Raw genomic sequence first — 19,460 nt, forward strand, 5'->3', positions numbered from 1 at the left:
TACACCATCCTCTTGTCTCGCTAGAAGCCCGGCAGGCTCGTTGCCACGATCTATTTGTATCTGTTTTGTTCTCATTTGGCAATGCGATTAAATCATTGATTATAAACGATTCCGTATTTTTGTTCTATAATCGTTCTCTAACATCAGCGATTGCGAAAATATAAGAACTATCCACGAATTAACTTAATTCAAACCAAATTGCCTGTCTGACGATTCGGCACGACAAAGAAAAACGCAGCCCTTCTTTCGAAGGACTGCGTTGCTTGAAAAATATCAACCCAGGAAAGGAATCAGCTTGCGGCGCGAAGCGGCGAGATCTGGATCTCTACGCGACGGTTCTGCGCGCGCCCTTCGGGTGTCGCGTTGGTAGCGACCGGCTGGCTCGCGCCGTAGCCGATAACGGCAAAACGACGCGGATCGATGCCCTGCGAGCCGAGATAGCTTGCAACCGAAGCGGCGCGGCGCTGCGAAAGAGCCTGATTGTGGCTGACGCTACCGGTCGAATCGGTATGGCCATAAACGTCTACGAGCGTCTGGTTGAATTTGCGCAGCACAATCGCGACCGAGTTCAGCGTCGGATAGAACTGGCTCTTCACCTGATCCTGATCGGTATCGAAAGTAATGCTGGACGGCATATTCAGGATGATCTGGTCGCCATTACGGGTCACGGAAACGCCTGTGCCCTGCAACTGCGCGCGGAGCTCATTTTCCTGACGATCCATGTAATTGCCGATTGCACCACCACCGAGTGCACCGATACCTGCACCGATCAATACGGCATTGCGCTGCGCACGACTGGAACCACCGACCATGAGACCACCAAGAGCGCCCACAGCCGCGCCGATCGCAGCACCGCCTGCGGTGTTCGACATCTTCTGATCCCCGGTATAGGGATCGGTGGTGCAACCTGCCAGAAATGTGGCGGCGAAAAGGGCAATACCGATCTTCTTCAGCATGAAATGGTCATCCTCAATTAGCGAATCCGCTCGCATGATAATAGCGATTAAGGCCGGATGGTGTCTCAAATGCGAGACTGAATCCGGTCTTTCGCTTTTTAGCCGATGCCTCCGCAACTGCGCAACTGCGTGGCGTAACGATTGGCCATGGATTGGGCCCGTTTTGCGCCGTTGAGCGCCGTGGCATTCCCGCGCCAGGCACCACGAGCATAACCGCCGTGGCCCGAATAGTAAGCGAGATAAAGACTGTAGGCATCGGCGCGATTGATACCATTCTTCAGATAGCTTTGATGGTGATACCAGCCAATGAAATGAATAGCGTCAGCAAAATTGGTGCGCGATGCCGTCCAGCGGCCTGTTTCCTGCTTGTAACGATCCCAGGTGCCGTTCAGTGCCTGCGAATAGCCATAAGCACTGGAAGCCCGCTTCCACGGAATAATCCAGAGAATCTTCGTGCGCGGCGGACGCGCATAGGGCTGGAAGCCGGATTCAGTATAGATTGTGGCCATCAGAACCGGAACCGGCACACCGAACTCGCGTGAAACTCGAGTCGCAGCCGTCTGCCAGTTATTGAACCAACCGTCGCGTTGATCGAAGACCGCACACACATTGTTGACCTGCCGTGGGGCGGTCGCGCAGCCTCCTAGGATCACGAGCGCGACGAGAAACAAAACGCGCATCATGGAAAACCTCGTCTCTTCGCAAAGATTGATAAAATGTAAAGATTAAGAAGACCTTTCTAACGATGGGCCGACGGTTCCCAGCCGCTTCAAACTCGCGTGAAGAAAAAACAAAAGCTGCTGTTGGGGCGCAAGCGGTCCAAACTGTGGATGAATGTGGATAACTATGGGGATAGCGCATTCCCAGTGCTCGAAACCAGCTGAAAACAAATGGTTAGAGCGATTCCGCTGAAATAGAACCGCTCTAAGCGTTAACGCTTTCCCTGGCGCTCCTGCCGCAACCGCGCCCAATATTCCAGACGCTTGCGAATATCCCGCTCGAAACCTCGCTCCGGTGGATCATAGAATTTCTGCCTGCCCATACTTTCCGGAAAATAGTCCTGGCCTGAAAACGCATCAGGCTGATCATGGTCATAGGCATAGCCGTCGCCATAACCCTCATTCTTCATAAGCTTAGTCGGAGCGTTGAGAATATGCTTCGGTGGTAGAAGTGAACCGTTTTCCTTCGCTGCGCGCATTGAAGCTTTATAGGCGACATAGACCGCGTTCGATTTTGGTGCCGTCGCTAGATAAACACAGGCCTGTGCCAGCGCCAGCTCGCCTTCCGGCGAACCAAGATAGTCATATGCATCCTTCGCAGCGTTGCAGATGGCCAATGCCTGCGGATCGGCAAGACCAATATCTTCGACCGCCATACGCACGAGCCGTCGCCCGAGATATAACGGGTCCTCGCCTGCATCAAACATTCGGGAAAGATAATAAAGCGCCGCATCGGGATCCGATCCCCGTACAGACTTATGCAGAGCTGAAATCAGATTGTAGTGCCCGTCCTGCCCCTTGTCATACACAGGAGCGCGGCGTTGAACCACGTCCTGCAGTTTTTCTGCTGTAAACACTTCTTCGGGGCGGGCCGCGCGCCAGACTTCCTCTGCAAGGGTCAGTGCGGCGCGCCCGTCGCCATCGGCCATACGAATAAGACTTGCCCGCGCTTCATCGTCCAGCGGCAAGGGTCGCTCTTCCTGCTCCTCGGCGCGAGTCAGAAGCGTTGCAATGCTCTCGCCATCATGTGGATGAAAAGTCAGCACCCTCGCCCGGGATAGCAGAGCGGCATTGAGCTCGAAAGATGGATTTTCCGTCGTGGCGCCGATCAGAATAACAGTGCCATCTTCCATAACCGGCAGAAACGAATCCTGTTGCGCACGATTGAAGCGATGAATTTCGTCCACGAAAAGCAGTGTTTGCCGTCCCGACATTCGCCGCGCACGGGCAGCTTCGAAAACCTTCTTGAGATCGGCAACGCCGGAGAAGATCGCGGAAATCTGTTCGAACGCGAGATCGGTCTCCCCGGCAAGCAGGCGGGCAACGGTCGTCTTGCCGGTACCGGGAGGCCCCCAGAAGATCATGGAACCGAGGGAACCCGATGCAATCATGCGCGTTAGCACGCCTTCAGGACCGGTCAAATGCTCCTGACCGGTCACTTCAGACAAATGCTTCGGACGCAGGCGGTCAGCGAGCGGCCGGTTGCGGTCCGCATTGGGATCAGCCGCGGCTGAAAAAAGGTCGCTCATTTCATTCGCTCGATCGATAAATTAAATGCCGCTTCAGGCATAATGCTACCCGAAGCGGCATGCAACTTTTGGCGATATGTCGGCACCAATTTTAACGCACGAACTGACGCAACAGCGTTCCGTTACGTTCCACCTCAAGCCGCCAGGCGAGACCCCGTCCCGCGTCCAGAATTGCAGTCATATCGTCTACTGTGCGGATAGAGTTCCCGTTGATGCTGCGAACAATATCACCGGGACGCAACCCAAGCCGCGCCGCAGGCGAGCCGGAATAGACGTCGACAACTGCTACCCCCTGGCTATCGCGCTTGAGACGCAGCTTTGCTGCGGACGAAGGTGTCAACTCAAGCACAGCAGCACCGGCGAAAGGATTATCACCCTTGATTACTTGCGGCGCAGTTTCCTTGACTTCAGGCGCTTTGGAGAGCTTCACGGGAATGGTCAGATTTTTTCCATCCCTCATGATTTCAACCGAGACGGTATTACCAATGCCGGCCGTCGACAGACGGTAACCAAGCACATCCTGATTGTCGACGCGAACGCCCTGAACGGACAGAACCACATCGCCGATCTTCAGACCTGCCGCCTCTGCCGGTCCGCCCTTTGCAATTGCCGTAATCAAAGCCCCATAGGGTTTCTCCATGCCAAGGCCTTCGGCCAGATCGGCGGTCACGCCCTGAAACGTCGCGCCGATATAAGGCCGCTCGAAACTTTTGCTGCCATTTTGTGCAGCTTCCACAACGGCGCGAACCATATTGGACGGAATCGCGAAGCCAATGCCGACGGAGCCGCCAGAGCGAGAATAGATAGCGGTGTTGATACCGATCAGGCGCCCGCGCATATCGATCAATGCACCACCCGAGTTACCTGGATTGATGGCCGCATCCGTCTGTATGAAGAAATCGAAATCGGAAATGCCAACCTGTGTACGTGATTGCGCCGACACAATGCCGCTCGTCACGGTCTGTCCGACTCCAAACGGATTGCCGATGGCGAGCACCAGATCACCGACTTCGACTTCATCGGAATTGCCGAGGCCCAGCACTGGAAACTTGTCCTTGGCTTCGATTTTGAGAACTGCAAGGTCTGTGGTTTCGTCGCGGAGAAGCAACTTGCTTTCAAACTCGCGCCCGTCCGACAAGGCGACCTTGATTTCATCCGCATCCTTGATGACGTGATTGTTCGTCACGACGATGCCTGAACTGTCGACGATCACGCCGGAGCCGAGCGACTGCTGGATGCGTGGTTTGCTTTCTCCGAACTGCCGTCCGAAAAACTGTTCAAAGAACGGATCACCGGCGAATGGCGAACGTGCCTGAACCTGACGCGCCGCATAGACATTCACAACGGCGGGTGTCGTCTCTTTCACGAGAGGAGCGAAGGAAAGTTGCATATCACCGCGGCTGAGCGGCACTTCTTTAGAAGGCGTCGCCGGCGCATCCTGCGCCATAGCGGACGGTACAGCCAGTCCGATCGATGCCACTATAACACCCAATACACCTAAACGTCGCCAATTCATGCACATACTCCGCGCTTATCAAGCTTACTGCCGCTTCCGGGAAAGCATGCAAGACTCGGTCTTGAATGTAGTCAACTGAGGGCAAGGATAAAGGGCCACATTGTGACCTTGGAGAGCAAACCGGCAATTTTTCGTGAACCGCCCGCACCCAAACGACCGGGAATACGGCGAGCACAAACAAAAAGGGCCGCACAAGGCGGCCCTTTTTCAATAATCAGCAATCAGCAGATTATGCTGCTTCTGCTTCAGCAGCCTGTTCAGCTTCGACGCGGGCGCGGTCAGCCTTGCCCTTTGCATCAACGTCGCGTTCCACGAATTCAACAACTGCCAGAGGCGCATTGTCGCCAGCGCGGAAGCCAGCCTTCATGATGCGGATATAGCCACCGTTGCGGGTCGCATAACGAGTAGCCAGCGTATCAAACAGCTTTGCAACGAGCTTAACGTCGCGAATAGCCGAGATAGCCTGACGGCGGGCATGCAGATCGCCGCGCTTGCCGAGCGTGACAAGCTTTTCAACGATCGGGCGAATTTCCTTAGCTTTCGGAAGCGTCGTCACAATCTGCTCGTGTTCGATAAGCGAAGCAGCCATGTTGGCGAACATCGCCTTGCGGTGCGAGGCAGTGCGGTTCAGCTTACGGTATCCGTTACCGTGACGCATGAGCCTTCTCCTTAATTAGTTCTAGCCGGATTGCCGGTCTTAATATTGGTCTTCGTAGCGCTTTGCGAGATCTTCGATATTTTCCGGCGGCCAGGACGGGATTTCCATACCAAGATGGAGACCCATCGATGCCAGAACTTCCTTGATCTCATTGAGCGACTTGCGGCCGAAATTCGGAGTCCGCAGCATCTCGGCTTCCGTCTTCTGGATCAGATCGCCGATGTAGACGATGTTGTCGTTCTTCAGGCAGTTTGCCGAACGGACAGACAGTTCGAGTTCGTCGACTTTCTTGAGTAGAGCCGGATTGAAAGCGAGTTCCGCAACCTGTTCCTGCGGAGCTTCCTTCTGAGGCTCTTCGAAGTTGACGAAGATCGCCAGTTGGTCCTGGAGAATACGAGCAGCATATGCCACTGCGTCTTCACCCGTAACCGAGCCGTTTGTCTCGATGTTCAGCGTCAGCTTGTCATAATCGAGAACCTGACCTTCACGGGTGTTCTCAATTTTGTACGACACCTTGCGAACCGGAGAATAGAGGCTGTCAACCGGAATAAGACCGATTGGTGCATCTTCCGCACGGTTGCGGTCGGCAGGCACATAGCCCTTGCCGGTGTTGACGGTGAATTCCATGCGGATTTCAGCGCCTTCGTCCAGCGTGCAGATGACGTGATCCGGATTGAGGATCTCGACATCGCCGACAGTCTGAATGTCGCCAGCCGTAACGACGCCTGGGCCTTCCTTGCGGACGACCATGCGCTTCGGGCCCTCGCCTTCCATACGGATGGCGATTTCCTTGACGTTCAGAACGATATCCGTGGTGTCTTCGCGGACGCCAGGGATCGAAGAGAATTCATGTAGAACGCCATCGATCTGAATGGCGGTCACGGCAGCGCCGCGAAGCGACGACAGAAGTACGCGACGCAGAGCATTGCCGAGCGTCAGACCGAAGCCGCGTTCCAGCGGTTCAGCAACGACGGTTGCATGCGTGCGAGAGCCGTTGGTGATGAAATCCACCTTGTTCGGCTTGATAAGTTCCTGCCAGTTCTTCTGGATCATGTAAGTATCCCTCTATCATTCGTCGCTACCATCCTATCGTAGCGATCAAGTGAAGAAACCGCAGAGGAGCCCCGAACTTGAAAAGCCCGAGGCTCATACGGCATGTGAACGAGGATTAGACCCGGCGCTTCTTGCGCGGACGGCAACCGTTGTGCGGGATCGGCGTAACATCGCGGATCGACGTGATCACAAAGCCGGCGGCCTGAAGGGCGCGCAGCGCAGATTCACGGCCAGAACCCGGTCCGCAAACCTCGACTTCGAGGGAGCGCATGCCGTGTTCCTGGGCCTTCTTGGCGCAATCTTCGGCAGCGATCTGAGCGGCAAACGGGGTCGACTTACGCGAACCCTTGAAACCCTGAGCACCGGCAGACGACCAGGCAATCGCATTGCCCTGAGCATCCGTGATGGTGATCATCGTGTTGTTGAACGTCGAATTTACATGGGCTACGCCCGACGAGATGTTTTTACGCTCGCGACGGCGAACGCGCGTGGCTTCCTTGGCCATGACAGTCCTTTCAATCGATCTCTACACCGCCGTAATTCCAGCGGCTACACCGGCCCTCAAGAAAGGACCAGTATCAAACCCAACCGGCGCACCGGAAAGGCTCGACGGAACATTCGTTCCGTCGAAATTACTTCTTCTTGCCTGCGATTGCCTTCGCCGGACCCTTGCGGGTACGTGCGTTGGTATGCGTGCGCTGACCGCGAACCGGCAGCGAACGACGATGACGCAGACCGCGGTAGCAGCCAAGGTCCATCAGGCGCTTGATGTTCATCGAAACTTCACGACGCAGGTCACCTTCGACCCGGTAGTCAGCATCGATTGCTTCGCGGATCTGAAGGACTTCAGCATCCGTTAGCTGGTTAATGCGACGATCGTCGGCAATGCCAACCTTCGTTACGATTTCCCGAGCAAATTTCGGTCCGATCCCGTGAATGTACTGAAGCGCAATAACAACGCGCTTGTTCGTCGGGATGTTGACGCCAGCGATACGTGCCACGTCTGTTCTCCTTGAGTTATAAAAATCCATCTGGCAGATGCGATCAACCAGACAGCAATAAACGACCGGTACCGGCCTCTTTCGATTTCCGCCGCTACCTGCCATTCAAAACCAGTTGAAGTGGCGCAGTCTTTGACGGAATCGCCTTGAAAAGTCAACTATTAACTGTCCGTAAAGCCATGAAACAGGGCTGACAGACAATTCAGTCGACTTTTGGAAGCAATAAACGGGCAGAAAACGCTTCACGCTTTCCCTGCCCGCAATGGGATGAGGCTTGTTCAAGCCCCTTCATCTCTCATACCGGCCAATCAGGCTGGAACAAGAATTCTCTCGATTTCCGCGGTCACTTCTTCAACTGGCGCCATACCATTGATGACGCGAAGTTCGCCGGTTCCGGCATAATAGCTGGAAAGCGGCGCGGTCTTTTCGCGATATTCCACGAGACGCTTGCGGAAAGCTTCAGGATTGTCGTCTGAACGAACTTGACCACCCTTGGCAATCGTTTCAGCCACGCGGCTTTCCATCCGCTTGACCAGAGCATTCTCATCGACCTTCAGCTCGATGACTGCATCAAGCTTGAGGCCCTTCCCCGCCAACATCGTTCCCAGAGCCTGAGCTTGCGGCACCGTGCGCGGATAACCGTCGAGGATGAAGCCATTCGTGCAGTCTGGAGCATCTATACGCTCCGATACGATCTGGTTTACAATCTCGTCGGAAACCAACTGCCCCGCATCCATCACGGCCTTGGCGCGCTTCCCGATCTCGCTCTGCTGGGCGACTGCTGCACGCAGCATATCTCCGGTCGAGAGCTGAGGAATTCCATGCTTCTTGGTAAGAAGTCCAGCCTGCGTCCCCTTACCTGCTCCGGGCGGCCCAAGAAGTATCAGTCTCATTTATTGCGTTTCCCACCTCTGAGTTTGGACTTCTTGATCAGCCCTTCATACTGATGGGCGATCAGATGTCCCTGAATTTGCGCAACCGTATCGAGCGTCACGCTCACAACGATCAGCAGCGAGGTGCCACCAAGATAGAACGGCACACCGGTTGCGGAAATCAGGAATTCCGGCAGGAGACAGACAAGCACGATATAGATGGCGCCGACAACAGTGATACGTGTCAGCACATAGTCTATGTATTCGGCGGTACGCTCACCCGGACGAATGCCCGGAATAAAGCCGGAGTGCTTCTTGAGCTGGTCAGCGGTGTCCTTGGGATTGAACACAATGGCCGTATAGAAGAAGCAGAAGAATGCCATCAACCCAGCATAGAACAGCATGTAAAGCGGCTGACCATGACCGAGCGCATTGAGAATAGTGGTACCCCAAGCCGGCATTTCAGCCGTATTTGCGAAACCTGCAACAGTCGCTGGCAAAAGCAGAAGCGACGAAGCAAAGATCGGAGGGATAACACCAGCAGTGTTCAGCTTGAGCGGCAGATGCGAAGTATCGCCCTGGAACATGCGGTTGCCAACCTGACGCTTCGGATACTGGATCAGAAGGCGGCGCTGCGCGCGTTCCACGAAAACGATGACCGCAATCAGCACGATTGCAAGAATGATAACGCCCAGAATCAAGCCCGTCGACAGAGCGCCGGTACGGCCAAGTTCCAGTGTGCCGGAAATAGCATGCGGCAGGTTAGCCACGATGCCGGAGAAGATAATCAGCGAAATGCCGTTACCGATACCACGTGCCGTGATCTGTTCGCCGAGCCACATCAGGAACATCGTGCCACCAACAAGAGTAATCACCGATGAGACGACGAAGAAAGGCCCAGGATTGGTAACGATGCCATTACCAGATTGCAAACCGACAGAAATCGCGTAGGCCTGGACCAGTGCCAGAAGCACTGTGCCGTAACGCGTGTATTGATTGATGATCTTGCGACCCGCCTCGCCTTCCTTCTTCAGCGCTTCAAGCGACGGAACAACCGACGTCATGAGCTGCACGATAATGGAAGCAGAGATGTAGGGCATAATGCCGAGCGCAAAAATGGCCATACGACCGACAGCGCCACCGGCAAACATGTTGAAAAGTCCGAGCACACCCTGGCTATGCTGCTGGAAAGCCTGCGCAAGCGCGTCAGGATTGATGCCGGGAAGCGGAATATAGGTGCCGAACCGGTATACGAGCAAAGCACCCAGCGTAAACCAGATGCGCTTCTTGAGTTCTTCTGCCTTCGAGAAAGCCGAAAAATTGAGATTGGAAACTAGCTGTTCAGCAGCCGATGCCATTAAATTTCTCCGGTGAAAAGTCTCCGGTCCTCCGCCCTCGTTTACGCAATCCTCACTGGTCGCGCACCGAGACTAAAAAGACCCTACCCAGATATGCGCATTGGCATAAATGTGCAAGCGGCGGCACTAAGGCCGCCGCTTTTTATTTTTGTATCGAAGCCTTATTCGGCAGCGACTTCAGGAAGCTTGATGCTACCGCCAGCCTTTTCGATCTTTTCGACCGCAGCCTTGGAAGCACCGGCTACCTCAAAGGCAACCTTTGCCTTCAGTTCGCCGTCCGAAAGGATACGGACACCGTCCTTGGCGCGGCGAATCACGCCGGCAGCTTTCAGCGAATCGAGGTTCACAACAGCCTTGGCGTCGAGCTTGCCTGCGTCGATAGCGGCCTGAACACGGCCGAGCGACACAACATTGAAGCTCTTTGCGAAGATGTTGGTGAAGCCGCGCTTCGGCAGACGGCGGTAGATTGGCATCTGGCCGCCTTCGAAGCCATTGATCGCGACGCCCGAACGGGACTTCTGACCCTTGACGCCGCGGCCAGCGGTCTTGCCGGTGCCCGAGCCGATACCACGGCCAACGCGCTTGCGTTCTTTGACCGAACCTGGCTTGTCACGCAGATCGTTGAGTTTCATATCTCTATCCCCTGCGTTATCAGGCCTCGTCCACGATGCGGACGAGATGCTGAACCTTGGCGATCATACCGCGAACCGAAGGAGTATCCTCCAGCGTGCGGCGGCGGTGCATTTTGTTAAGTCCGAGTCCGATCAGCGTTGCACGCTGTTCGGCTGGACGACGGATAGGGCTTCCGATCTGTTCGACCGTAACCGTCTTACCCTTCTTCTCAGCCATCACTCAAATCCCTTGTCTATGGCGTATCCGGTGCCATTGCACCGGACTGGCACAAACTATCGGCTATTCTTCCGAACCGACCACATCATGGCGGCGAGCCTGAAGGGTCGAGTACTTGATGCCGCGCTGTGCAGCGATGTCCTTCGGATGCATCTGATGCTTCAGAGCATCGAAAGTCGCACGAACCATGTTGTATGGGTTCGACGAGCCGAGAGACTTGGCAACAACGTCCTGAACGCCGAGCGTTTCGAACACTGCACGCATCGGACCACCGGCGATGATACCCTTACCAGCAGGAGCTGCACGAAGCAGAACCTTGCCAGCGCCGTGACGACCCTGCACATCGTGATGCAGAGTACGGCCCGAACGCAGCGGTACGAAAATCATATCGCGCTTGGCAGCTTCTGTGGCCTTGCGGATAGCTTCAGGCACTTCACGAGCCTTGCCATGACCGAAGCCTACGCGACCCTTCTGGTCTCCAACTACGACGAGCGCAGCGAAACCGAAGCGACGACCACCCTTAACAACCTTAGCAACGCGATTGATGTGAACGAGCTTATCGACGAATTCGCTGTCGCGCTCCTCACGACCGCGATCTTCGCGGTTACGTTCTCTCTGTGCCATATCCTATTCCTTTATTATTTTCCGGAAGCACAAAATTATTAGAAGCTCAGTCCGCCTTCGCGGGCAGCTTCGGCGAGAGCCTTCACACGGCCGTGGTAAATGAATGCACCACGGTCGAACACTACTTCGCTGACGCCTGCTTTAACGGCGCGCTCAGCAACCAGCTTACCAACCGCAGCGGCTGCTGCGGAGTCGGCACCGGTCTTGAGCTTGCCCTTCAGGTCGCCATCCAGGGTCGAAGCAGCCGCGATGGTAACACCGCGAACGTCGTCGATAACCTGAACGTAGATGTTCTTGGAAGAGCGATGCACGCTGAGACGCGGACGGCCGTTTGCGACAGCCTTGACCTGACGGCGTACACGAGCAGCGCGACGCTGCAAAGTTTCTTTTGGCGATGCCATGACGCGCTTCCCTTACTTCTTCTTGCCTTCTTTGCGGACGATTTTCTCGCCAGCATACTTGACGCCCTTGCCCTTGTAAGGCTCGGGGCCGCGATATTCGCGGATCTCAGCCGCGACCTGACCGACCTGCTGCTTGTCGATGCCGGTGACGACGATTTCCGTCGGCTTCGGAACAGCAACAGTGATGCCAGCAGGCACGTCGTAGACCACTTCGTGGCTGAAGCCGAGCGAAAGCTGCAGGTTCTTGCCCTGCATGGCAGCACGGTAACCGACGCCGCTGATTTCGAGCTTCTTTTCAAAGCCGTCCTTCACGCCAACAAAAATGTTGGAGATCATCGTGCGGGACATACCCCACTTCGAACGAGCTTCTTTCGACTGGTCGCGTGGATCAACGCTGATAGCGCCTTCTTCCATCTTGACCAGAACTTCATCGTGCACGACGAAGGAGAGTTCACCCTTCGCGCCCTTAGCCTTGACGATCTGCCCATCAACACTGGCGGTCACGCCCGCCGGGACCGGCACGGGTTTTTTACCGATACGAGACATTTTAATACCTGTCTTTTATCTGTTCGCTGTCAACCGCATCAGAAGATGCGGCAGAGCAGCTCACCACCAACGTTTTGTTCACGGGCTTCATGATCCGCCATAACGCCCTTCGGCGTGGAGAGGATCGAGATGCCGAGGCCGTTCGCGACCTGCGGGATCGACTTAACCGACACGTAAACGCGACGGCCAGGCTTCGATACGCGGCTGATCTCACGGATAACCGGAACACCTTCATAGTACTTCAGCTCGATTTCGATCTCGGCCTTGCCGTTCACGAATTCGCTCTGCGAGTAACCGCGGATGTAACCTTCAGACTGAAGAACATCGAGAACGCGAGCGCGTAGCTTCGAAGCCGGGGTCGTAACCTTGGTCTTCTTGCGGCCTACTGCGTTGCGGATACGGGTCAGCATATCGCCGAGAGGATCTGACACAGACATATGCTACTCCTTACCAGCTCGACTTGACGATGCCCGGGATCTGACCGAGCGAACCCAACTGACGGAGCGCAATACGCGACATCTTCAGTTTACGGTAATAACCACGCGGACGGCCCGACACTTCGCAACGATTGCGAATACGAACCTTCGATGAATTGCGCGGCAGTTCGGCAAGCCGGATAGTGGCGCGGAAGCGCTCCTCCAGCGGAAGGCCCTGATCCATTACGATCGCCTTCAGGCGTGCACGCTTGCCAGCGTGACGCTTAACCAACTTTTCGCGGCGCTTGTTTTTTTCGACTGCGCTAGTCTTGGCCATATTAATATACCTCGCTACGCTTGCCGTTACTGCCGGAAGGGGAAGTTGAATGCACGCAGAAGAGCGCGCGCTTCATCATCCGACTTGGCGGTCGTGCAAACGATGATGTCCATGCCCCAGATTTGATCAACCTTATCGTAGTTGATTTCCGGAAACACGATGTGCTCCTTGATGCCCATGGCATAGTTGCCACGTCCGTCAAAACTCTTCGGGTTCAGGCCACGAAAGTCGCGGACACGCGGAAGAGCAATCGTGATGAAACGATCAAGGAATTCGTACATGCGGTCCTGGCGAAGAGTGACCTTCGTACCGATTGGCATGCCTTCACGCAACTTGAACGTTGCGATCGAGTTACGAGCGCGGGTGATAACAGCCTTTTGACCGGCAATCAAGCCAAGGTCTTCGGCGGCAATCGCCGGCTTCTTGGAGTCGCCTGTGGCTTCGCCAACGCCCATGTTGAGGACAACTTTGCTGATGCGTGGAATCTGCATCTCGTTGTCATATTTGAATTCTTCAAGCAGAGCCTTACGAATGTTTTCGTTGTAAAGCTTCTTGAAGCGGGGAAGTGCCTTAGCTTCAGCCATCGATCAGCGCTCCAGAACGTTTTGCGACACGAACCTTCTTGCCATCCTCAACGCGGAAACCGACGCGTGTCGGCTTGCCGTCCTTGGGATCAGCAATTGCCAGGTTGGACAGGTGAATCGGCGCTTCCTTAGAGATAATGCCGGCTTCCTGGGTCTGGGTCTGACGCTGATGACGCTTCACAATATTGATACCGCGAACGAGCGCCTGCTCGTCCTTCGGCATAACCTTGAGAACTTCGCCCTTACGGCCCTTGTCCTTACCGGACAGCACGACAACGCTGTCGCCTTTGCGAATCTTCTGCATCGTCTTGCTTCCTTACAGAACTTCCGGGGCCAGCGAGATGATCTTCATGTGGTTCTTTGCGCGAAGTTCGCGCGGAACCGGTCCGAAGATACGCGTGCCGATCGGCTCTTTCTTGTTATCGATGAGAACGGCTGCATTGTTATCGAAACGAATAACGCTGCCGTCCGGACGACGGATATCCTTGGCGGTGCGTACAACAACCGCCTTCATCACGTCACCCTTTTTGACGCGGCCGCGCGGAATAGCTTCCTTGATCGACACCACAATGATGTCGCCAACGGAAGCGTAACGCCGCTTCGAGCCGCCCAGCACCTTGATGCACATGACACGACGTGCGCCGGAGTTATCCGCCACGTCGAGGTTTGTTTGCATCTGAATCATGACTGGCCGCCTTCTTTCCTCTCAGCTGGTTAAGGGCTCCTGCCCTACCTAAGCTGCGTGTTTATAATTTAGCCTGCTGCTTCGTTCGTCAGAACGACCCAGCGTTTGTCCTTCGAGATTGGAGCCGATTCCTGAATGGAAACGAGATCACCAATCTTGAACTGGTTGTTTTCGTCATGCGCTTTGTACTTCTTAGACTGACGCACGGTCTTCTGGAGGAGCGGATGCGAATAGCGGCGCTCAACCTTGACCACAACAGTCTTATCATTCTTGTCGCTGACGACAACGCCCTGCAGAACGCGTTTAGGCATTATATTCTTCCTTATGCCTTGCTTGCGGCCGCCTTCTGGCGGGCAATAGTCTTAATACGCGCGATGTCGCGGCGAACCTGCTTCACGCGCGCGGTTTTTTCGAGCTGGCCGGTGGCCTTCTGAAAGCGCAGATTGAACTGCTCTTTCTTCAGGGTGCCCAGCTCGTCACTCAGTTGATCGAGGCTCTTCGCCCGAACGTCTGCGGCTTTCATAGTTGCCTCTCTCTTATTCAGCAATGCGCTGGATAAAGCGCGTCTTGATCGGCAACTTTGCGGCGCCGAGTCTGAGGGCTTCGCGTGCCACATCTTCGGGTACGCCGTCAAGCTCAAACATTACGCGACCTGGTGCCACACGGCACGCCCAGTAGTCAACCGAACCCTTACCTTTACCCATACGGACTTCAGTAGGCTTCGAAGTTACCGGCAGGTCAGGGAAGATGCGGATCCATACACGACCGGCACGCTTCATGTGACGGGTGATCGCGCGGCGGGCCGCTTCGATCTGACGTGCAGTGACGCGTTCCGGCTCAACGGCCTTCAAACCGAATGCACCGAAATTCAGATCCGTGCCGCCTTTCGAGTTGCCGTGAATACGGCCCTTGAACTGCTTGCGGAACTTGGTGCGCTTAGGCTGCATCATTGTTCTCTACTCCAAATTTCTCGCCCGCGGCCCGCTTTTTAAGCGTTTTCGCGGCGGCGGTTCGACGAGGAACCCTGATTGTCACCCTCGACCGCACGACGCTCGGAAGCCATCGGATCGTGTTCAAGGATTTCGCCCTTGAAGACCCAGACCTTCACGCCGCAGATACCATAAGCGGTCTTCGCTTCTGCCGTGCCGTAATCAATATCGGCGCGCAGCGTATGAAGCGGAACGCGACCTTCACGGTACCATTCCATGCGAGCGATTTCCGCACCACCCAGACGACCCGAGCAGTTGATACGGATACCTTCGGCTCCAAGACGCATTGCCGACTGAACGGCACGCTTCATGGCGCGACGGAATGCCACACGGCGTTCGAGCTGCTGAGCGATCGATTGAGCGACCAGGGTAGCGTCGATTTCCGGCTTGCGAACTTCAACGATGTTGAGCGACGTATCGGCATTGGTCATCTCGGAAAGCTTCTTGCGGAGCTTTTCGATGTCTGCACCCTTCTTGCCGATGATGATGCCCGGACGAGCCGAATGGATCGTCACGCGGCACTTCTTGTGCGGACGCTCAATCACGATCTTGGAGATCGCAGCCTGCTTGAGTTCTTTATTAAGGAACTCGCGGATCTTGACATCTTCATGCAGCAGTTTGCCGTACTCACCGGTATTCGCGTACCAACGCGAATCCCAGGTGCGGTTGATGCCGAGACGAAGACCGATCGGATTAATCTTCTGACCCATTATGCGGCCTCCCCTTTTTCCGCGACTTCGCGGACAACAATGGTGAGATGCGAAAACGGCTTCTCGATGCGGCTGGCCTTACCACGTCCGCGGACATGGAAGCGCTTCATGACGATCGACTTGCCGACATAGGCTTCGGCGACGATCAGAGCATCGACGTCGAGGTCGTGATTGTTTTCAGCGTTTGCAATCGCCGACTCAAGCGTCTTCTTAACCGTATCGGCGATCCGCTTGCGCGAGAACGTCAGATCGGCAAGTGCCGCATTCACTTTCTTGCCGCGAATCATGCTCGCGACAAGATTAAGCTTCTGCGGGCTGACGCGGAGCGTACGGGCGACGGCTTTCGCCTCGTTATCCTTAAGCTGGCGGGGAGCCTTGGCCTTGCCCATCGTTACTTCCTCTTTGACTTCTTGTCCGCGCCATGACCGTAGTAGGTACGTGTAGGCGCGAATTCACCGAACTTGTGTCCGACCATTTCTTCCGAAATCGACACCGGCACATGCTTGTTGCCGTTGTAGACGCCGAAAGTCAGACCGACAAACTGCGGCAGGATGGTGGAGCGGCGGCTCCACATCTTGATAACTTCATTACGACCGCCTTCGCGTACCTTCTCAGCCTTCTTGAGAAGATAGCCGTCGATAAACGGACCTTTCCAAACTGAACGAGCCACTTCAGACTACCTCTCTTACTTCTTGCGCTGATGGCGCGAACGCATGATGAACTTGTCAGTCGCCTTGTTCGAGCGCGTCTTCTTGCCCTTCGTAGGCTTGCCCCACGGAGTGACAGGGTGACGACCACCCGAGGTACGACCTTCACCACCACCATGCGGGTGATCGACCGGGTTCATTGCAACACCGCGAACGTGCGGACGCTTGCCACGCCATACCGAACGACCGGCTTTGCCGTCGTTGATATTGCCGTGGTCCGGGTTAGACACTGCACCGACCGAAGCGAAGCAGGCACCTGGAACCAGACGCTGTTCACCCGAGTTAAGACGCAGAATAGCCATGCCCTGATCGCGACCGACGAGCTGAGCGTAGGTGCCAGCCGAGCGAGCAACCTGACCGCCCTTGCCTGGCTTCAGCTCAACGTTGTGAACGATCGTGCCAACCGGCATGGAAGCGAGCGGCATTGCGTTGCCCGGCTTCACGTCGACGGAGTTGCCCGCAACAACCTTGTCGCCAACAGCAAGACGCTGCGGAGCCAGGATGTATGCCAGTTCACCGTCTTCGTAACGGATCAGCGCGATGAACGCGGTGCGGTTCGGATCGTATTCCAGACGTTCGACAGTGCCGACGACGTCAAGCTTGCGACGCTTGAAGTCGACGAAACGGTACGAACGCTTGTGACCGCCGCCCTGAAAGCGGACAGTGATACGACCGGTGTTGTTACGGCCACCCTTCTTGGACAGACCTTCGGTCAGGGACTTGACCGGCTTGCCCTTGTAGAGTTCCGAACGGTCCACGATGACCAGCTGACGCTGGCTCGGCGTGATCGGATTAAAATGCTTGAGTGCCATTGTCTCTTACTCCATGGCCTCTCAGAGACCGGTCGAAACGTCGATGCTCTGGCCTTCGGCCAAAGTAACGATCGCTTTCTTGACGTCGCTCTGGCGCCCGATAAGGCCGCGGAACCGCTTAACCTTACCCTTGCGCACTGCAGTGTTGACTGCGGTAACCTTGACGCCGAACAGCGCTTCGACTGCAGCCTTGATTTCCGGCTTCGTTGCCTTGCGGGCTACGTTGAAGACAACCTGGTTATGTTCGGAAACCATGGTGGACTTCTCGGTGATAACCGGGCTGACGATCACGTCGTAATGGCGAAGATCAGTCATTTGAAACGCTCCCCATGAAACGAGCTTCCAGGGCTTCGACAGCCGCCTTGGAAAGCACGAGCTTGCCGCGGCGAAGGATGTCGTAAACATTGATGCCCTGCACTGGCAGAACATCGATGTTCGGGATGTTTGAAGCCGCACGCTGGAAGTTCACGTCGATCTCTGCACCGCCGATAAGCAGTGCATTTTCAAGACCGAGCTTGGCGAACTGCGAAACAAGCTGCTTCGTCTTGGCTTCCGTTGCTGCCAGATCATCGATGATGATCAGGTCGGATGCCTTAGCCTTTGCAGACAGGGCATGACGCAGGCCAAGAGCGCGAACCTTCTTCGGCAGATCGTGGTCGTGCGAACGGATAACCGGTCCGTGAGCCTGACCACCGCCGCGGAACTGCGGTGCGCGAGCCGAATGGTGACGAGCACGGCCCGTACCCTTCTGCTTGTACATCTTGGCGCCGGTGCGGCTTACGTCGCCACGGCCCTGTGCCTTATGGGAGCCCTGCTGGCGGCGAGCCAACTGCCAGCGCACAACGCGCTGAAGAATGTCGTCACGCGGGTCGAGGCCGAAGATTTCTTCGTTCAGCTTGACCTTGCCGGCATCCTTGCCTTCAAGAGTGGTAATCGTGAGATCCATTATTCGGCTCCCTCAGTCGCGACTGCTTCAGCCTTCGCGGCACCTGCACGCAGAGCGGCCGGCTTCGGCGCGTTCTCAGGCAGCGAGACCTTGACCGCGTCGCGCACGATAATCCAGGCACCCTTGGAGCCCGGAACCGCACCGCGAACCAGAATGAGGCCGCGATCAGTGTCCGTCGAGACAACTTCAATATTCTGCGTGGTTACGCGGGTCTGGCCCATGTGACCAGCCATCTTCTTGCCCTTGAACACCTTACCCGGGTCCTGACGCTGACCGGTCGAGCCGTGAGCGCGGTGGGTAACGGAGTTACCGTGGGAAGCGCGATGACCGGCGAAGTTATGACGCTTCATAACACCGGCAAAGCCTTTACCGATCGAAGTACCCGTCACGTCGACCTTCTGGCCGGCGACGAAGTGTTCGGCGGTGATTTCAGCGCCGACTTCGAGGAGGTTGTCCGGCGAAACGCGGAATTCCGCGACCTTCGCCTTTGGCTCGACCTCGGCCTTCGCGAAATGACCGCGCATAGCCTTGGACGTGTTCTTTACCTTGGCAATACCAACGCCAAGCTGAACAGCCGTGTAACCGTTCTTTTCAACTGTACGCTGAGCTACCACGTGGCAATTCTCCATGCGGAGAACCGTCACCGGCACATGCTCGCCGGCGTCGTTATAGACGCGGGTCATGCCCAGCTTCTGTGCAATAACACCTGAACGCATCGGGTTCGTTCCTTCCGTCCTCAAGCCGATTAAAGCTTGATTTCGACATCAACACCTGCAGACAGATCGAGCTTCATCAAAGCATCTACAGTCTGCGGGGTTGGGTCTACGATATCGAGAAGACGCTTGTGCGTACGCATCTCAAACTGTTCGCGGCTCTTCTTGTCGATGTGCGGCGACCGGTTAACCGTGAACTTCTCGATCCGCGTCGGAAGCGGGATCGGTCCGCGCACATTTGCACCGGTACGCTTGGCAGTCGACACGATTTCCCGCGTCGAAGCGTCAAGGATCCGATGATCAAACGCCTTAAGGCGAATGCGGATGTTTTGACCGTTCATTTCATCTGTTCCTTGTTACGCGGAAACGCTCGCTCTGGAGCGAGCGTTCCAGCACAAACCTTCATTACTCGATGATCGAAGCGACGATGCCTGCACCGACGGTGCGGCCACCTTCACGGATAGCGAAGCGGAGCTTCT

The 19,460-nt window shown here is 55.8% G+C and carries 32 protein-coding genes; all 32 read right to left on the reverse strand.

Annotated elements, in window-relative coordinates:
* Window positions 1-290: 290 nt before the first annotated feature.
* Window positions 291-956 carry an OmpA family protein gene (locus FIB18_RS14795; RefSeq protein WP_140021443.1) on the reverse strand — a complete coding sequence of 222 codons (666 nt, stop codon included), beginning with the start codon at window positions 954-956 and terminating at the stop codon, window positions 291-293.
* 98 nt (window positions 957-1,054) lie between these two features.
* The gene (locus FIB18_RS14800; protein WP_140021444.1) at window positions 1,055-1,639 is read right to left on the reverse strand and encodes a transglycosylase SLT domain-containing protein; all 585 of its coding nucleotides are present in this window, start codon (window positions 1,637-1,639) and stop codon (window positions 1,055-1,057) included.
* A gap of 248 nt (window positions 1,640-1,887) precedes the next feature.
* Window positions 1,888-3,204 carry a replication-associated recombination protein A gene (locus FIB18_RS14805; protein WP_140021445.1) on the reverse strand — a complete coding sequence of 439 codons (1,317 nt, stop codon included), beginning with the start codon at window positions 3,202-3,204 and terminating at the stop codon, window positions 1,888-1,890.
* 91 nt (window positions 3,205-3,295) lie between these two features.
* On the reverse strand, window positions 3,296-4,720 hold the full coding sequence (locus tag FIB18_RS14810) for a DegQ family serine endoprotease (protein ID WP_140021446.1): 1,425 nt from the start codon (window positions 4,718-4,720) through the stop codon (window positions 3,296-3,298).
* 229 nt (window positions 4,721-4,949) lie between these two features.
* Window positions 4,950-5,378, reverse strand: a complete 429-nt coding sequence (gene rplQ / locus FIB18_RS14815) for a 50S ribosomal protein L17 (RefSeq protein ID WP_140021447.1) — start codon at window positions 5,376-5,378, stop codon at window positions 4,950-4,952.
* A gap of 39 nt (window positions 5,379-5,417) precedes the next feature.
* Window positions 5,418-6,431 carry a DNA-directed RNA polymerase subunit alpha gene (locus tag FIB18_RS14820; RefSeq protein WP_105542074.1) on the reverse strand — a complete coding sequence of 338 codons (1,014 nt, stop codon included), beginning with the start codon at window positions 6,429-6,431 and terminating at the stop codon, window positions 5,418-5,420.
* Window positions 6,432-6,546: 115 nt separating this feature from the next.
* On the reverse strand, window positions 6,547-6,936 hold the full coding sequence (gene rpsK, locus FIB18_RS14825; protein WP_002964339.1) for a 30S ribosomal protein S11: 390 nt from the start codon (window positions 6,934-6,936) through the stop codon (window positions 6,547-6,549).
* Window positions 6,937-7,063: 127 nt separating this feature from the next.
* Window positions 7,064-7,432: a 30S ribosomal protein S13 gene (gene rpsM / locus FIB18_RS14830; protein WP_140021448.1), complete on the reverse strand. Its 369-nt coding sequence runs from the start codon at window positions 7,430-7,432 to the stop codon at window positions 7,064-7,066.
* Window positions 7,433-7,740: 308 nt separating this feature from the next.
* Entirely contained in the window at window positions 7,741-8,325 is a 585-nt protein-coding gene (locus FIB18_RS14835; RefSeq protein ID WP_140021449.1) for an adenylate kinase, read from the reverse strand.
* The gene (secY, locus tag FIB18_RS14840; protein ID WP_105542077.1) at window positions 8,322-9,662 is read right to left on the reverse strand and encodes a preprotein translocase subunit SecY; all 1,341 of its coding nucleotides are present in this window, start codon (window positions 9,660-9,662) and stop codon (window positions 8,322-8,324) included. Before secY ends, FIB18_RS14835 begins: the two co-directional genes overlap by 4 nt.
* A 161-nt stretch (window positions 9,663-9,823) precedes the next feature.
* Window positions 9,824-10,294, reverse strand: coding sequence for a 50S ribosomal protein L15 (rplO, locus tag FIB18_RS14845; protein ID WP_140021450.1), 471 nt, complete (start codon window positions 10,292-10,294; stop codon window positions 9,824-9,826).
* Window positions 10,295-10,313: 19 nt separating this feature from the next.
* On the reverse strand, window positions 10,314-10,511 hold the full coding sequence (rpmD, locus tag FIB18_RS14850) for a 50S ribosomal protein L30 (protein WP_078340784.1): 198 nt from the start codon (window positions 10,509-10,511) through the stop codon (window positions 10,314-10,316).
* Window positions 10,512-10,574: 63 nt separating this feature from the next.
* Window positions 10,575-11,135, reverse strand: a complete 561-nt coding sequence (gene rpsE / locus FIB18_RS14855) for a 30S ribosomal protein S5 (RefSeq protein ID WP_024897023.1) — start codon at window positions 11,133-11,135, stop codon at window positions 10,575-10,577.
* 38 nt (window positions 11,136-11,173) lie between these two features.
* The gene (gene rplR / locus FIB18_RS14860; RefSeq protein ID WP_010659924.1) at window positions 11,174-11,536 is read right to left on the reverse strand and encodes a 50S ribosomal protein L18; all 363 of its coding nucleotides are present in this window, start codon (window positions 11,534-11,536) and stop codon (window positions 11,174-11,176) included.
* 12 nt (window positions 11,537-11,548) lie between these two features.
* A complete protein-coding gene (gene rplF / locus FIB18_RS14865; protein ID WP_105542079.1) occupies window positions 11,549-12,082 on the reverse strand; it encodes a 50S ribosomal protein L6 in 534 nt (177 codons plus the stop codon).
* A gap of 38 nt (window positions 12,083-12,120) precedes the next feature.
* Window positions 12,121-12,519 (reverse strand): 30S ribosomal protein S8, encoded by a 399-nt coding sequence (gene rpsH, locus FIB18_RS14870; protein WP_078340781.1) that lies wholly within the window; start codon window positions 12,517-12,519, stop codon window positions 12,121-12,123.
* Window positions 12,520-12,529: 10 nt separating this feature from the next.
* Window positions 12,530-12,835, reverse strand: a complete 306-nt coding sequence (gene rpsN, locus FIB18_RS14875; RefSeq protein ID WP_104756407.1) for a 30S ribosomal protein S14 — start codon at window positions 12,833-12,835, stop codon at window positions 12,530-12,532.
* A 26-nt stretch (window positions 12,836-12,861) separates the two neighbouring features.
* Window positions 12,862-13,419 (reverse strand): 50S ribosomal protein L5, encoded by a 558-nt coding sequence (rplE, locus tag FIB18_RS14880; RefSeq protein WP_140021451.1) that lies wholly within the window; start codon window positions 13,417-13,419, stop codon window positions 12,862-12,864.
* Window positions 13,412-13,723, reverse strand: a complete 312-nt coding sequence (rplX, locus tag FIB18_RS14885; protein ID WP_006467020.1) for a 50S ribosomal protein L24 — start codon at window positions 13,721-13,723, stop codon at window positions 13,412-13,414. The genes rplE and rplX overlap by 8 nt, the downstream gene beginning before the upstream one ends.
* A gap of 12 nt (window positions 13,724-13,735) precedes the next feature.
* Window positions 13,736-14,104 carry a 50S ribosomal protein L14 gene (gene rplN, locus FIB18_RS14890; protein WP_004683923.1) on the reverse strand — a complete coding sequence of 123 codons (369 nt, stop codon included), beginning with the start codon at window positions 14,102-14,104 and terminating at the stop codon, window positions 13,736-13,738.
* Window positions 14,105-14,172: 68 nt separating this feature from the next.
* A complete protein-coding gene (gene rpsQ / locus FIB18_RS14895; RefSeq protein ID WP_140021452.1) occupies window positions 14,173-14,415 on the reverse strand; it encodes a 30S ribosomal protein S17 in 243 nt (80 codons plus the stop codon).
* 11 nt (window positions 14,416-14,426) lie between these two features.
* Window positions 14,427-14,627, reverse strand: a complete 201-nt coding sequence (gene rpmC, locus FIB18_RS14900) for a 50S ribosomal protein L29 (protein WP_140021453.1) — start codon at window positions 14,625-14,627, stop codon at window positions 14,427-14,429.
* A gap of 13 nt (window positions 14,628-14,640) precedes the next feature.
* On the reverse strand, window positions 14,641-15,054 hold the full coding sequence (gene rplP, locus FIB18_RS14905; RefSeq protein WP_006467023.1) for a 50S ribosomal protein L16: 414 nt from the start codon (window positions 15,052-15,054) through the stop codon (window positions 14,641-14,643).
* Between the two features lie 38 nt (window positions 15,055-15,092).
* Entirely contained in the window at window positions 15,093-15,803 is a 711-nt protein-coding gene (gene rpsC / locus FIB18_RS14910; RefSeq protein ID WP_140021454.1) for a 30S ribosomal protein S3, read from the reverse strand.
* Window positions 15,803-16,192, reverse strand: coding sequence for a 50S ribosomal protein L22 (rplV, locus tag FIB18_RS14915; RefSeq protein ID WP_078340774.1), 390 nt, complete (start codon window positions 16,190-16,192; stop codon window positions 15,803-15,805). The genes rpsC and rplV overlap by 1 nt, the downstream gene beginning before the upstream one ends.
* 2 nt (window positions 16,193-16,194) lie before the next feature.
* The gene (rpsS, locus tag FIB18_RS14920) at window positions 16,195-16,473 is read right to left on the reverse strand and encodes a 30S ribosomal protein S19 (RefSeq protein WP_105542083.1); all 279 of its coding nucleotides are present in this window, start codon (window positions 16,471-16,473) and stop codon (window positions 16,195-16,197) included.
* Window positions 16,474-16,488: 15 nt separating this feature from the next.
* Window positions 16,489-17,322 (reverse strand): 50S ribosomal protein L2, encoded by an 834-nt coding sequence (gene rplB, locus FIB18_RS14925; protein ID WP_140021455.1) that lies wholly within the window; start codon window positions 17,320-17,322, stop codon window positions 16,489-16,491.
* A gap of 21 nt (window positions 17,323-17,343) precedes the next feature.
* Entirely contained in the window at window positions 17,344-17,637 is a 294-nt protein-coding gene (locus tag FIB18_RS14930) for a 50S ribosomal protein L23 (protein WP_006467028.1), read from the reverse strand.
* Window positions 17,630-18,268: a 50S ribosomal protein L4 gene (gene rplD / locus FIB18_RS14935; RefSeq protein ID WP_105542086.1), complete on the reverse strand. Its 639-nt coding sequence runs from the start codon at window positions 18,266-18,268 to the stop codon at window positions 17,630-17,632. The genes FIB18_RS14930 and rplD overlap by 8 nt, the downstream gene beginning before the upstream one ends.
* Window positions 18,268-18,984 carry a 50S ribosomal protein L3 gene (gene rplC, locus FIB18_RS14940; RefSeq protein ID WP_105542087.1) on the reverse strand — a complete coding sequence of 239 codons (717 nt, stop codon included), beginning with the start codon at window positions 18,982-18,984 and terminating at the stop codon, window positions 18,268-18,270. Before rplC ends, rplD begins: the two co-directional genes overlap by 1 nt.
* Before the next feature lie 29 nt (window positions 18,985-19,013).
* Entirely contained in the window at window positions 19,014-19,322 is a 309-nt protein-coding gene (gene rpsJ, locus FIB18_RS14945; protein ID WP_002964363.1) for a 30S ribosomal protein S10, read from the reverse strand.
* Between the two features lie 64 nt (window positions 19,323-19,386).
* Window positions 19,387-19,460, reverse strand: a 74-nt coding sequence (locus tag FIB18_RS14950) for an EF-Tu C-terminal domain-related protein (protein ID WP_140021467.1), incomplete at its 5' end; no start/stop codon positions are given.

It is taken from the genome of Brucella pecoris, assembly GCF_006376675.1.
Lineage (GTDB): Bacteria > Pseudomonadota > Alphaproteobacteria > Rhizobiales > Rhizobiaceae > Brucella > Brucella pecoris.

Coding starts and splice junctions, on each gene's coding strand:
- rpsH (WP_078340781.1), bottom strand. CDS start 12,519: ATGTCTGTGTCAGATCCTCTCGGCGATATGCTGACCCGTATCCGCAAC.
- rplD (WP_105542086.1), bottom strand. CDS start 18,268: ATGGATCTCACGATTACCACTCTTGAAGGCAAGGATGCCGGCAAGGTC.
- rpsN (WP_104756407.1), bottom strand. CDS start 12,835: ATGGCCAAGACTAGCGCAGTCGAAAAAAACAAGCGCCGCGAAAAGTTG.
- FIB18_RS14930 (WP_006467028.1), bottom strand. CDS start 17,637: ATGACTGATCTTCGCCATTACGACGTGATCGTCAGCCCGGTTATCACC.
- rplE (WP_140021451.1), bottom strand. CDS start 13,419: ATGGCTGAAGCTAAGGCACTTCCCCGCTTCAAGAAGCTTTACAACGAA.
- FIB18_RS14810 (WP_140021446.1), bottom strand. CDS start 4,720: ATGAATTGGCGACGTTTAGGTGTATTGGGTGTTATAGTGGCATCGATC.
- rpmD (WP_078340784.1), bottom strand. CDS start 10,511: ATGGCTGAGAAGAAGGGTAAGACGGTTACGGTCGAACAGATCGGAAGC.
- rpmC (WP_140021453.1), bottom strand. CDS start 14,627: ATGAAAGCCGCAGACGTTCGGGCGAAGAGCCTCGATCAACTGAGTGAC.
- secY (WP_105542077.1), bottom strand. CDS start 9,662: ATGGCATCGGCTGCTGAACAGCTAGTTTCCAATCTCAATTTTTCGGCT.
- rplR (WP_010659924.1), bottom strand. CDS start 11,536: ATGGCATCGCCAAAAGAAACTTTGCAGCGTCGCGCTGCTCGTGTACGC.
- FIB18_RS14795 (WP_140021443.1), bottom strand. CDS start 956: ATGCTGAAGAAGATCGGTATTGCCCTTTTCGCCGCCACATTTCTGGCA.
- rplC (WP_105542087.1), bottom strand. CDS start 18,984: ATGCGTTCAGGTGTTATTGCACAGAAGCTGGGCATGACCCGCGTCTAT.
- rplF (WP_105542079.1), bottom strand. CDS start 12,082: ATGTCTCGTATCGGTAAAAAACCCGTGCCGGTCCCGGCGGGCGTGACC.
- rplX (WP_006467020.1), bottom strand. CDS start 13,723: ATGCAGAAGATTCGCAAAGGCGACAGCGTTGTCGTGCTGTCCGGTAAG.
- FIB18_RS14835 (WP_140021449.1), bottom strand. CDS start 8,325: ATGAGACTGATACTTCTTGGGCCGCCCGGAGCAGGTAAGGGGACGCAG.
- rpsQ (WP_140021452.1), bottom strand. CDS start 14,415: ATGCCTAAACGCGTTCTGCAGGGCGTTGTCGTCAGCGACAAGAATGAT.
- rpsC (WP_140021454.1), bottom strand. CDS start 15,803: ATGGGTCAGAAGATTAATCCGATCGGTCTTCGTCTCGGCATCAACCGC.
- rpsJ (WP_002964363.1), bottom strand. CDS start 19,322: ATGAACGGTCAAAACATCCGCATTCGCCTTAAGGCGTTTGATCATCGG.
- rplN (WP_004683923.1), bottom strand. CDS start 14,104: ATGATTCAGATGCAAACAAACCTCGACGTGGCGGATAACTCCGGCGCA.
- rplV (WP_078340774.1), bottom strand. CDS start 16,192: ATGGGCAAGGCCAAGGCTCCCCGCCAGCTTAAGGATAACGAGGCGAAA.
- rplQ (WP_140021447.1), bottom strand. CDS start 5,378: ATGCGTCACGGTAACGGATACCGTAAGCTGAACCGCACTGCCTCGCAC.
- rplP (WP_006467023.1), bottom strand. CDS start 15,054: ATGATGCAGCCTAAGCGCACCAAGTTCCGCAAGCAGTTCAAGGGCCGT.
- FIB18_RS14805 (WP_140021445.1), bottom strand. CDS start 3,204: ATGAGCGACCTTTTTTCAGCCGCGGCTGATCCCAATGCGGACCGCAAC.
- rplO (WP_140021450.1), bottom strand. CDS start 10,294: ATGAAACTCAACGATCTGCGTGACAAGCCAGGTTCGGTCAAAGAACGC.
- FIB18_RS14820 (WP_105542074.1), bottom strand. CDS start 6,431: ATGATCCAGAAGAACTGGCAGGAACTTATCAAGCCGAACAAGGTGGAT.
- rpsK (WP_002964339.1), bottom strand. CDS start 6,936: ATGGCCAAGGAAGCCACGCGCGTTCGCCGTCGCGAGCGTAAAAACATC.
- rpsE (WP_024897023.1), bottom strand. CDS start 11,135: ATGGCACAGAGAGAACGTAACCGCGAAGATCGCGGTCGTGAGGAGCGC.
- rplB (WP_140021455.1), bottom strand. CDS start 17,322: ATGGCACTCAAGCATTTTAATCCGATCACGCCGAGCCAGCGTCAGCTG.
- FIB18_RS14800 (WP_140021444.1), bottom strand. CDS start 1,639: ATGATGCGCGTTTTGTTTCTCGTCGCGCTCGTGATCCTAGGAGGCTGC.